Genomic DNA, 12,676 nt, shown 5'->3' with positions numbered 1-12,676 from the left:
GGCTAATTTTTATGAGCAAAAAAGAAGTATTACATATTCTTGGAGAAAAAGTAGGACTAGGAGAAAGTGCCAAGGTTAGCTTTAATGTTGCAAAACTGCATACCCAAAACACAATTGATGTTCCGGTGATTATTGAACGCTCCAAAAGGCCTGGACCTACAGTGTTAATTACAGCTGGTATTCATGGAGATGAAGTAAATGGTGTGGAAATTGTACGTCAGATTATTGCCAAGGGTATCAATAAGCCTAAAAAAGGGACGGTTATATGTATTCCTGTCATTAATGTTTTTGGATTTATCCACATGGATCGAGAATTCCCTGATGGCCGAGATTTAAACCGTGTATTTCCTGGCATAAAAGGTGGTTCATTAGCAAGTAGAGTAGCTTTTAAATTGGTGACCGAAATTTTACCGCATGCAGATTTGGTGTTGGATTTTCATACAGGAGGTGCTGGTCGTTTCAATTCTGCCCAAATTCGTGTTATAAAAGAGGAAAAAAGTCTAAATGAATTAGCACAAATATTTGGTGCTCCATTCGTATTATATACTAAAAACATCAAGAAATCATTCAGAAGCACCTGTCACAAATTGGGCATCCCTATTTTGTTGTATGAAGGCGGTAAATCCTTTCATATAGACCATCACATCACCAATACAGGTGTTAATGGAGCTAAACGCGTGCTACATCATTTAGGGATGTTAGGTTCAAAATTTAAGGTGTCTGAGCCAAAAAAATCTTGTGTAAATATATTACAGAGTAAATGGATTAGAGCTAGTTATTCTGGCATGTTTAAATCTTCAGTTTCAATTAATTCTGAAGTAAAAAAAGGAGATGTTCTTGGACATATTACAGATCCTTACGGTAGTTTTAACCATTTTGTAAAAGCACCAAATAATGGCTATATTTTTAATGTTAATGAATCACCAATAATTTATCAAGGTGATGCTATTTTTCACATTACCACTAAAACCGAATCGTGACAAAATCCGAACTCCGAAAAAAATATAAATCACTTCGTAAGCCATTATCCCTTGATGACATTGAAGATTATAGTCTTTCTATAGCCAATCAGTTGCTAAAATTAGATATTTGGGATAAATCCTTCTATCACATCTTCTTGACCATAGAAGAACAAAAGGAAATCAACACAGAATACATATTAAATATCCTAGCAGGAAAAGATAAAAATATCGTCATTTCAAAAAGTAATTTTGAAGATTTTTCGATGACACATTATCTCCTCACAGATAGTACAACAATTAAAAAAAACAACTATAACATTCCCGAACCAATTGACGGAATTCCTATCGCTTCAGAACAATTAGAAGTAGTTTTTGTACCGCTTTTAGCGTTTGACAAAACAGGAAATAGAGTGGGTTACGGAAAAGGATTTTATGACAGGTTTTTGAAACAATGTAAACCAGAAACCATTAAAATAGGTTTATCGTTTTTTGAAGCTGAAACGGAGAATTTTGAAGCCGTAGATAATGATGTTAAGTTAGATTATTGTGTGACTCCGAATCATATATTTCAGTTTTAGGCTTGTCATTAAAAGCTTTTTTATTGAATACAATTAAAATCCCGATACCTGTACTGATAGCTATATCAGCGACATTGAAAACAGGGTCAAAAAAAGAAAAGTATTTTCCACCAAAAAATGGTAACCATTCTGGTAGCACTCCACTCCAAATGGGAAAATGCAGCATATCTACCACCTTACCATGAAATACTTCAGCATAACCGCCTCCTTCTGGTAAAAATGTAGCGATCTGCATGTCACTATCGCTAAATAATACGCCGTAAAACACAGAATCAATAATATTCCCTAAAGCACCTGCAAAGATTATGGAAATTGCAAAAATCAATGTTTTAGACTTTTTTTTCTTAGTGACATCTACCAACCAAAACCCAATACAAGTTACAGCTACAATTCTAAATAAGGTTAAGATAAGTTTGGCTGATCTATCTGAAATAAAGGTGAAAAAATCACTCAGCTTAGTTCCCCATGCCATGCCATCGTTTTCCACAAAAGCGATTTTAAACCATGAAAAGACAGTGATGTCATCATTTAACGCAAAATGTGTTTTGATATAAATTTTGCTGATCTGGTCTATCAGTAAAATGAGGATGATGATAAATAAAGCTTTCTTTAGGGACATTAAGCGATTTTAGACAAATGTAAATTATTATTCTTTTTTGGCAACAGTTATATCTCCATTAATGGATTTCAAATTCCACAGAGACTGCGATGGATTAAAGCTGTCCTTAACTACCTCACCATTTTTAGATGATGCAATAATTTTCCCATCTTTGGTAACAACGCTAATATTACCGTCAATAGTATTGATAATGCCGTTCTTAGCCAACCCATTAACATTACAGTACCCTTGCAAAAGCTCTATGGAAAGCATATTGAAATTTCCAATAACATCTGTAGAGCCAATATCGCTATGAATACTTAAATTAAGGTTTTCCGGGATTTTAAGATGTAGAGTTGCTGCAATGACTTTATGAGCATTTCTCTTGTTGTCTGGTACATCTTCAAAAGACATAAACTCTAATCGAAGTGTAAGTTTGTTGTTTTTTTCTTCAGTTATTATCTGATATTTACTTTGGTATTCACCATCTAATGTTGATGTTATATCAATGAGATTCGTTTTAGACGTTACAACCGAAATATTGAAAATTTGATTGCCTTGTATTGAAATAGTTTCAATGGCAGTTGCATCTATGGACTTTGTCAGTATGTTTTGAGAATTACCACAGTAAGAAAATACAAGACAAAACACTAAAACAAAAGACCTCACAGGTTTTAGAAACCTGTGAGGTCTGTATTTGTAATTGCAAATCTGTTTTTTTGTCATAGAATTCCTACAGTTGCAGGAACTTGTTACTTCTGCATGTTTTTTGCTTCGATGCTCAAAGTTGCATGAGGCACTAGCTTTAGGCGATCCTTGTTAATAAGCTTTCCGGTAACACGACATACACCATAGGTTTTGTTTTCAATTCTAATCAATGCGTTTTTTAGATCACGAATAAACTTTTCTTGTCGTATGGCCAAAGCAGAGTTTGCTTCTTTGCTCATAGTCTCACTTCCTTCTTCAAACGCCTTAAATGTTGGTGACGTATCATCCGTACCATTGTTATGATCATTCATATAAGCACTTTTTATCAGTTCTAAATCGTGCTCAGCTTTATCAATCTTTTCTTGAATTAAAACTCTGAATTCTTCTAAATCTTTATCTGAATATCTATTAGTAGTATCTGTTGCCATAATATTAATGTTTTTGTATAAACAGTTTGGTATTTACCTCGTCAAAAGCAATTTCTATACCATTGTTTACTTTGTCCATAATTTGTAATTCTTCGGTTAAAGTTTCTGATTTAATATACTCCTCATTTGAAGCTATTGCAGCTTTTACTGATTCGTCATTCTGAAGTTGCACATCAATTCGATCTGTGACTTCAAACCCAGAATCCTTACGTAAATTTTGAATACGGTTTACGAGCTCACGTGCAATACCTTCTTTACGTAAATCTTCGGTTATTGTAACATCTAAAGCTACTGTTAATGCACCTTCATTAGCCACAAGCCAACCTTCTATATCCTGGGATGTAATCTCAACATCACCTAATTCTAAAGTAACACTTTTTCCGTTAATTTCAACGTCTAAAGTACCATTTTGCTCGATATTTTTAATGTCTTCAGCCGAAAAATTACTTATAAGGTTGGAAATCAACTTCATATCCTTTCCAAATCGAGGACCTAACACTTTAAAGTTTGGTTTAATTTTTTTAACCAAAATGTCTGAAGCATCCTCTAAAAGCTCAATCTCTTTTATGTTTACTTCGTGTTTTATTAAATCAGAAACTGCTTTAATCTCCTCCTTTTGCTGTTGATTATCAATAGGAATCATAATTTTCTGCAATGGCTGACGCACTTTAATCTTCTCCTTAGCTCTCAACGATAATACTAATGAAGATATTGTTTGTGCATTTTCCATTTTTCGTTCTAACACTTTATCTATAGCACTTTTATCAGCTTTTGGGAACTCTGCCAAATGCACGCTTTCAAAATTCTCTTTTTGCGCTACAGCATTAAGGTCTAAATACAACCTGTCCATAAAGAACGGTGCAATTGGAGCTCCGAGTTTTGCAATAGTAATCATGCATGTATAGAGCGTTTGATATGCTGAAATTTTATCTGTTTGGTAATCACCTTTCCAGAAACGTCTTCTACTTAAACGCACATACCAATTACTCAGGTAATCTTGAGTAAAGCTTGAAATGGCCCTTGCCGCCTTAGTAGGCTCGTAATCTGCATAAAATGCATCAACCTTTTCAATCAATGTATTTAATTCTGAAAGAATCCAACGATCGAGCTCAGGTCTTTCATTCATTGGGATATCGTCCTCTGAATAATTAAATCCGTCTAGGTTGGTATAAAGTGAAAAAAATGAATAGGTGTTATACAACGTTCCAAAAAACTTACGTTTTACCTCTTCTACACCTTCAATATCAAATTTTAGGTTATCCCATGGGTTGGCATTGCTTATCATATACCAACGCGTAGCATCTGCGCCATGGTTAGCAAGTGTTTCAAACGGATCTACAGCATTACCTAAACGCTTAGACATCTTTTGTCCGTTTTTGTCTAAAACCAAACCGTTAGATACCACATTTTTGTATGCCACAGAATCGAAAACCATTGTGCCAATAGCGTGCAATGTATAGAACCATCCACGTGTTTGGTCAACACCTTCTGCGATGAAATCTGCAGGAAACGCTTCTTTCTTATCTATGAAATCTTTGTTTTCAAATGGGTAATGCCATTGTGCATAAGGCATAGAACCAGAATCGAACCAAACATCTATTAAATCACTTTCGCGCTTCATTGGTTGCCCTGAAGGTGAAACCAATACTATTTTATCGACTACATTTTTATGTAAATCGACAGTTTCATAGTTTTCTTCAGACATATTACCGACTTCAAAATCAGCGAATATATCTTCAGACATTACGCCTGATTCAACAGCTTTAGCTATTTCTGCTTTTAGTTCTTCTACTGAACCAACACATAATTGTTCCTTACCATCTTCAGTTCTCCAAATTGGTAATGGAATTCCCCAAAAACGTGAACGTGATAAATTCCAATCGTTTGCATTAGCTAACCAGTTACCGAAACGTCCGGTTCCTGTCGATTTTGGTTTCCAGTTGATGGTATCATTGAGTGAGACCATTTTTTCCTTTACATCAGTTACTTTTATGAACCAAGAGTCTAAAGGATAATAAAGGATTGGTTTATCTGTTCTCCAACAGTTAGGGTAACTGTGCTTATATTTTTCAACCTTAAAGGCTTTGTTTTCTATTTTTAATTTAATGGCAAGTTCTACATCTACTGACTTCTCTGGTGCTTCGCCTTCACTGTAATATTCGTTTTTAACATATTTACCTGCAAACTCTCCCATTTCTGGTCTAAATCGGCCTTGTAAATCTACCAGTGGTACTAAATTACCATTGTTATCTTTTACTAACATTGGTGGCACTTCTGGCGTAGCTTGCTTTGCAACCAAAGCATCATCTGCACCAAAGGTTGGCGCAGTATGTACGATGCCTGTTCCGTCTTCGGTAGTTACAAAATCTCCTGAAATGATTCTGAACGCATTTTCTGGGTTATCGTTTGGTAATGCGTAGGATAATAGTTGTTCGTAGGTAATCCCAACTAAATCTTTTCCTTTGAACTCTTTTACAACATAAAAAGGGATTTTCTTATCTCCTTCTTTAAATTCTATTAGTTCTGGCTTGGTTTCAACTTGTTTGTATTTACCATCGAATTGTTTTCCAACTAAACTTTTAGCTAAAACCACATTCATTGGTTTGAATGTATATTGATTGTAGGTTTCAACTAAAACATAATCAATCTTTGGCCCAACTGTCAATGCTGTGTTACTTGGTAGTGTCCAAGGTGTAGTCGTCCAAGCTAGAAAATATATATCACCTTCATTTTGTAAAAAGTTTGGTAATGAATCTGTATTAGCTTTAAACTGAGCTACAACTGTGGTATCTGTTACATCTTGGTAAGTTCCAGGTTGATTTAACTCATGCGAACTTAAACCAGTACCAGCTTTTGGCGAATATGGCTGAATCGTATAGCCTTTGTATATTAAATCTTTTTCGTAAATCTGCTTAAGTAACCACCAAACAGATTCCATATACTTGGATTTATAAGTGATATATGGATCGTCCATATCTACCCAGTAACCCATTTTTTGCGTGAGGTCGTTCCAGATGTCTGTATAACGCATCACGGCTTTTTTACACGCTTCGTTGTACGCTTCAACTGTTATTTTTGTACCGATATCTTCTTTAGTAATACCCAATTCTTTTTCGACACCAAGCTCAACTGGTAAACCATGAGTATCCCAACCAGCTTTACGCTTTACTTGAAAGCCCTTCATGGTTTTATAACGTGGAAAGATATCCTTAATAGCGCGTGCTAAAACGTGGTGTACACCTGGTAAACCATTAGCAGAAGGTGGACCTTCAAAAAACACATAGGGTTCTTTGCCTTCTCTTGTGGTTACACTTTTTTCGAAGATATTATTGGCTTCCCAATAGTCGCTAATGTCTTTTGCAACTTTTGGCAAGTTAAGTCCTTTATATTCAGGGAACTTTGTAGTCATTATTCGCATTTCTTTTCGAGGTGCGAAATTAAGGATTTTTTGCTAAAAATGTCTAGATGTTCTTGAAAAACAAAGGCCATTCGATATGCTTACCGAACGGCCTTTGCCACTAACTAACTAAAAACACTGTTTTACTTTACGATAAATTTCCTCGTCATGCTTGCGCCCGTTGCGGTGGTAAGGTTTACGATGTACGTGCCCGCGCTCAGTTGCGGCAAGCCATACTCGTTGTACGAGCCTTCGAAGGTACCGATCCTTGCAACGGACTGTCCCAGCATGTTTATTATTTCCATGCTCTTCAGATCTTCATTGGTCGGGTTCAGCACCACGATCTTCTTTCTTCCCATGGCATAATAAAGGTTAATATCTTCAATGTTTTCTTCTATCTGCGACAGCGTTTCGCTTTGCTGTTGCTGGAAAACGATCTCGAGCCTATCGTTAAATTCACCTTCTTCGGATGAGAACTCAAAAGGTTGCTCTTCATTTCTTAAATCGAAATATTCACCAGTTAAATTATCCTTTATATACAGCTCTTGGGCCTCAGGGATATTTTCCATTTCGGAAACCTTTATGGTATAGTTATAGCTTCCCGAAGTTTTTAGTACCAGCGGTACCGCCTTATCCTCAGTAATTGGACCATAGGCCTGCATGGTCATCAGTTCATCTTCTAGAGCAAGGTTGAGGTCATCGCTGTATTCCTCTACATTTTTAGAATCGTATCCGTAATCATAATCGTCCGATGTATCTTCGCTAAAGCCCAGTAATAATTCTCTCCTGGTGGCAGGGCCATCAACTGAATTGAACTCTAAACGTATTTTTTGCATTGGATCCTCTTCTGGATCTGAATTTTGCTGTTCAGTTACATTTTGCGAATTAGAAGTGCCCCTAAAGAACACCGACCCATTATTATAAGACCCGTTGGCGTCTGATTCTTTAATAAACACTCGTTGGCTGTTTTTAAAAACTATATTGCCACTGTTCTCAATCTCTGTCATAAACCCTTGCCCTACCGGCAAGTACCTTGATGGTGTCTTGGTGCCGTCTTGGCTGCCATTGGTCTCACCTTCGATGCCCACAAACTGATATGCCCTTACCGAGCCCAGTTTATTGACCTGTGCGTAGCCTCCGTTATATTCATCGAGATAATGAGAGCTTCCGCTCCATTGCTGCCAAAGCTGTATCGTACCGTCTATGACACCCATATTGTCATCGATGAACTCATGGATGTCCAAAGCAGATGGATATGGGTTGCCCAACAGGTAGTCCGTTTTAGAAACCGCGGGAACGGAACCGCTTCCCCCAGTATCCGTGACCGGTACGACTATGGTACCGTTATTTGGTTTTCCCTCAAACAGATATTGCTGTTCCGACCCTGATATACCGGTGCCCTTTTGGGTGTAACCGACGCCTGGCTGCAGTGCCGTGTTCTCATCAAAGCCTTCATAGTCATAATAGGTGACGCCGTTTTGGTACTTGTACAGCCAGAACCTGCTTATCTTGCCCGTCTCGTCATAGGCATCGGTAAACTGAAAGCTACTGGCGTCGGCCTTTTTGAGCATGTTCAGGCTATGGCCCGAATTATTGGGGTTGTTGTTCGTCGTATTGTTGTCCGTTAAGCTTGTCGCACCTTGACCCCCAACCGGTGAGGCCCAATAGTTGTACCAATATTTGTTGTTGGTCCCTTCTTGTCGACGCTTAACTCTACCGCTGGATGAGGTCACCAGGTCGCTGGTAACGGTCTGAACCAACTGTGAATCGTCCATTAGATCCAAGGTGCCGTTCAGTTCTAGGTACCAATTGTTCTCTACCTTGTTGTCACCGTTGATGGTCAAGGTCCTATCGGAGTCTATCAGCAGTGCCAGGTTGGTGTGCGACGCTGAGGATGTAACATTATGCTTAATGTGGACAATGCCCCAGTCCTTGTTGCTCGGTACATCTTCAATGTCCCAGACATCGCCGTGCAACCATGTCCCTTCATTTGTCCAGTCACCATTGCCGCCCGTCTCATAGGGTATTGGCGCGGTCTGTTCCTGTACCGTCCTGATGTTCATAAGCTTTAGGGTCCTGCCATTTCCCGAGTGGTCCGTCGTGGTACTGCTCTTTATATCGGTCATTGGCCAGTAACCCATGAGGCTCGACCATGGCACAGTCTGAAGAGTCTTGGTGTCCTTTATCTGTTTCGGTGTGACCTTCCCCTTTACAAGTCCATTGTCCGCTTCTATCTCCTGATAGACCATTTGTCGTATCTGTTCTTCTGTAAGTGCTGAATCGAATATTCTTACCTCGTCGATGTCTCCCGCAAAATACTGCTTGTTGGTATAGTCCATCGATCGGCGGCCAATTTCAAAACTGCCGTTCCAAAGACCCGATGAGCTCAGCGTCCTGCCAACGAGGCCAGAATTGGTCTGCTGGCCCTGCTCCTCCCCGTCAACATAAAACACCAGTTTACCTGTAGAATTTGAGAACGTGGCGGCCAAATGGTGCCACTCTTCATAATTTATATTCGTACCGCTTATGCCCTGCTGGCTTCCCGCAGTGGTGCGCATTGAAAAACGAAGACCGTTGCCTCCCTGGACGAAGATCTTAAACGCATCCCCCTCACCAACTATCGTGGCATAGGTGTTCCCCGAATTTGAGGGGTCTATCTTTACCCACGCCATTATCGTCAGCTCCCCAAGGCCCTCAATAAGACTGTCGCCGCTCAGATAATCGTCGTAACCATCAAAATCTATCGTGGCATTTTCATGGTAAACATCCAAGTCATCCCTGTAGTCTAAATCACCTCCTATATATAAATCCCCATCGGTGTCTGGTAGAATGGATAAATCTGTTGGATCTTCTATGTCTTCATTAACATCTAATAAAGCATCATTAATGTTTGTTGTTTCAAAAATATTATCTAAACCATCGACATCGGAATCTGATCCTGAAATTGCATTTGCCAGACCATTTTCTTGAATATCTGGTAAGCCATCACTATCAGAGTCTAAATCTCTAAAATCTGGGATTCCATCTTGATCTGTATCAACCAGTATAGTAAATCCTAATCCAAAATTATCATCTATACCATTTTGATCTATATCTGTAATTCCAGAGCCAGTACCGCTAGGCCCGACATACCCTAATGATGGCTGAGCCTCGACATTGTCAGGTATTCCATCATCATCACTGTCTATGTCAAAATAATCAGGTAACCCATCATTATCAGTGTCTTCACAATTGGGAAGTATATACAATTCTACTTTATCTACAAAATTACCCGAAGTGGTTGCTGATCCGCCTGCAGCTACTTGTAAAGCAGTAAAAGTTAATCTTGTTGTAGTTTGTCCATTTGGAACTACGTATGTTCCAGAATGTACTGTCCATGATGAATCTCCTGCGGAACTAAAATCTCCTTGACCAGTTAAGGTTCCTGAGGGATCACCAATCAATAATCTAACCACATCTTCTTGAGCACTACCTGCATATCCTGTTCTTTTCCTATGCGCAAAAGACCATTGTAACACATCTCCTGAAGACGTTTGTATATCTTGATATAATCCATCATTAGTAGTAGCGTTAACCTCAGCCCATTGCGAACCTGAGTAAGCCATACCACCTACATCATTACCTGCTGTTTGGGTATTATGCCATATTTCTAAATGATTGTTTGTAGCATCTGAACTCAACCAATTGGGAACATTACTTGCATCTCCTTTCCAAATTCCAGAATTTGGTACAACATCTGTAGGACCACCATCTAATCCATTAGTGATATCTAAATCTTCAAAATCAGAATTAAGCAATGGTTCTTTACCTAAATCAGAACATTCATCAACATCTAGAATACCATCATTATCATCATCTAAATCATCAACATCGCTAAACCCATCTTTATCCTGATCAGGTAATGTTAATATAAATAACTTACCATCTGCATGATCGTTGCTAGAAGCTGTTAATTGTGCGCTGGTAATAATTGAACCATTCGGAGCAATGTCATCCAAATAAAATAAAGCTATGCCGATTGTACCATTATTTTCTATAACCCGGTCGCTTAACCAATAATCTGATCCTGAAGGCGGTGGATTCATTGCTCCTGCAGTCCCTATGTTACCGCTAGATCCAGTACCTCCATAACCCCATTTTGTCGAAGTTTCGTTAACAAAAGTTTCCCCTAATGACTGAACAGCTCCTCCTCCCACTGGAATACCGAAAAGTTCAACATGATAACAATTATTTGCGTTACGTTCAGTAATTGCTATAATTCCACTTGAACTTGCAAAAATACCTGTTCCGTAAGTTAAGGTTTGTCTTTGAGCAGTTGTTGACTGCTCTGCAGCATAATTATCGCATATATTTTGACCATTACCGTTAGCCTCAAAATAATGATTTAAATTTAAATCCTGAAATGATGCTAATGCTGAATTATTCCACGTAGAACTTGCACTAGTTGTTTCAACATACGTTCCGTTTCTTCTAATTTTATTGACGTTATGGCCATTAGAACCTAACTGGGTTAATGTATATCCTGCTGGTATACCATAGTTCTCATATACAATATTATTAACTGTAACGCTTTTTATCGTCGCTGCTTGATTAGCAGAAGTTTGAGAATCTGCCCATTGAAAACTAACTCCTGTCTGAATACTTGGGGCATTCGTTTGAGCACATAATGACTGTGTTATTAAAAATAATATAAAAATGGGTAGTCTTTTATACATAAGCTTTAATAGTTTTTGAACTTATTAGCATCTATGTACTATAAACTAAACTTCTAATTCAATGGATTGTAATTTTGAGGGAGTGTATTATCTATACGATAAATTATAAGGTTTGGTTTTATCTTATATACTACAATAGTAGTGATTTGAACAAAAAACACCAAAAAAAAGGAACATTTTCTTCGATTAAGTGTTTAAAAAAACCGATAATATGTTTGTGCTATTAATACTTGTAAATAAAAAATAAGATTCATTATTCAGTCATTTTAAGTAAACCAATAAAGTCATCCCTAATTACGCTATTAGGAATGACCTCTCAGATATTTATTCAAAAATCACTAGTTAACAATAATCTTTTTAGTAAATAAACCGTTTTTTTCTGTTACCAACTTTACAATATAAATTCCTGAATTTATTTTTCCTAGTTCATATTTAATTAAATTTTCATCGTTTACAGTATTATCACTGAAAACCTTTTGACCAGAAATATTATATATTTCCACGTCTTTTACATCTGAACTATTAGTGTTTGAAACTAATATTGTATTACTAGAACTGAGATACCTTACGTCTACACCCTCAATTTCAAATTCCGTTTGAGATAATGTTTCTTCAGATTTGAAGAATACTTCAAACCTATCTTCGAAATAGCCTTGCTGTGATGAAAACTGGTAAGTTCCACTATTTTTTAAATTAAAAATCTCACCTGTATAATTATCCCTTAAACGAATACTTTGGTTATCCATATTTTCCATCGTGGTAAGCTCGATAGTATAATTATAATTACCAGAGGCCTGAAATACAAGGTTTGCAATTTTATCTTCAGTTATAGGGCTGTATGCCTGGGATATATAATACTCACCGTTTTGCAACAAGTTTAGGTCATCTTGCATTAAGAGTAAATTCTTTGTGTCATAGCCTTCATCAAAATTATCTGAAGTATTGTCACTAAAACTGAGCTGTAGCGATCGAGTTACCGAAGGTCCATCTACGTTATTAAATTCTAATCTAAAGCTTTGCACAGATGCCGCAATGTCATTAGAGTTATTCTGTGCTTTAATTAATGGGGAAGCACAAAAGATTAAGATAATAAAAGACAAAATCTGTTCTCTTTTAAGTAGTAATATTTTCATAGTTTATGGTTTTATAGGTTAATACTATTTAACTATGTACTACGATAAAATCTTCGGTCTAATGGATTATATTTTAAGGGAAATATCATGTATTAAACTGTCTGATAGTCAGAATAATACATTACAATACTAATAGATGAAAAATGAAATAAAAAAT

8 protein-coding genes are annotated in these 12,676 nt (G+C 37.2%); 2 read left to right on the top strand and 6 right to left on the bottom strand.

Annotated features, from left to right (window positions below; genetic code table 11):
* Positions 1 to 11 precede the first annotated feature (11 nt).
* Both SIB89_RS10525 and SIB89_RS10520 read left to right on the top strand, forming a co-directional pair.
* Complete coding sequence (locus SIB89_RS10525; RefSeq protein ID WP_412559745.1) at positions 12 to 980, top strand: succinylglutamate desuccinylase/aspartoacylase family protein; 969 nt, start codon at positions 12 to 14, stop codon at positions 978 to 980.
* Positions 977 to 1,540 (top strand): 5-formyltetrahydrofolate cyclo-ligase, encoded by a 564-nt coding sequence (locus SIB89_RS10520; RefSeq protein ID WP_412559744.1) that lies wholly within the window; start codon positions 977 to 979, stop codon positions 1,538 to 1,540. Before SIB89_RS10525 ends, SIB89_RS10520 begins: the two co-directional genes overlap by 4 nt.
* Here SIB89_RS10520 and SIB89_RS10515 read toward each other — a convergent pair.
* The 6 genes from SIB89_RS10515 to SIB89_RS10490 form a co-directional block, all read right to left on the bottom strand.
* Positions 1,494 to 2,159, bottom strand: a complete 666-nt coding sequence (locus SIB89_RS10515; protein ID WP_412559743.1) for a lipoprotein signal peptidase — start codon at positions 2,157 to 2,159, stop codon at positions 1,494 to 1,496. The genes SIB89_RS10520 and SIB89_RS10515 overlap by 47 nt on opposite strands.
* A gap of 27 nt (positions 2,160 to 2,186) precedes the next feature.
* Positions 2,187 to 2,864, bottom strand: a complete 678-nt coding sequence (locus tag SIB89_RS10510) for a hypothetical protein (RefSeq protein ID WP_412559742.1) — start codon at positions 2,862 to 2,864, stop codon at positions 2,187 to 2,189.
* A 26-nt stretch (positions 2,865 to 2,890) separates the two neighbouring features.
* Positions 2,891 to 3,274, bottom strand: coding sequence for a TraR/DksA family transcriptional regulator (locus SIB89_RS10505; RefSeq protein ID WP_155088070.1), 384 nt, complete (start codon positions 3,272 to 3,274; stop codon positions 2,891 to 2,893).
* 4 nt (positions 3,275 to 3,278) lie between these two features.
* Positions 3,279 to 6,683, bottom strand: a complete 3,405-nt coding sequence (ileS, locus tag SIB89_RS10500) for an isoleucine--tRNA ligase (RefSeq protein WP_412559741.1) — start codon at positions 6,681 to 6,683, stop codon at positions 3,279 to 3,281.
* A 131-nt stretch (positions 6,684 to 6,814) separates the two neighbouring features.
* Positions 6,815 to 11,386 carry a LamG-like jellyroll fold domain-containing protein gene (locus SIB89_RS10495; RefSeq protein ID WP_412559740.1) on the bottom strand — a complete coding sequence of 1,524 codons (4,572 nt, stop codon included), beginning with the start codon at positions 11,384 to 11,386 and terminating at the stop codon, positions 6,815 to 6,817.
* Between the two features lie 338 nt (positions 11,387 to 11,724).
* Positions 11,725 to 12,519 (bottom strand): T9SS type A sorting domain-containing protein, encoded by a 795-nt coding sequence (locus SIB89_RS10490; protein ID WP_412559739.1) that lies wholly within the window; start codon positions 12,517 to 12,519, stop codon positions 11,725 to 11,727.
* Between the last annotated feature and the right edge of the window lie 157 nt (positions 12,520 to 12,676).

The organism is Winogradskyella sp. MIT101101 (assembly GCF_047126865.1).
In the GTDB taxonomy this organism is placed as follows: domain Bacteria; phylum Bacteroidota; class Bacteroidia; order Flavobacteriales; family Flavobacteriaceae; genus Winogradskyella; species Winogradskyella ouciana.
This window is presented reverse-complemented; position numbering and strand designations above follow the sequence as displayed.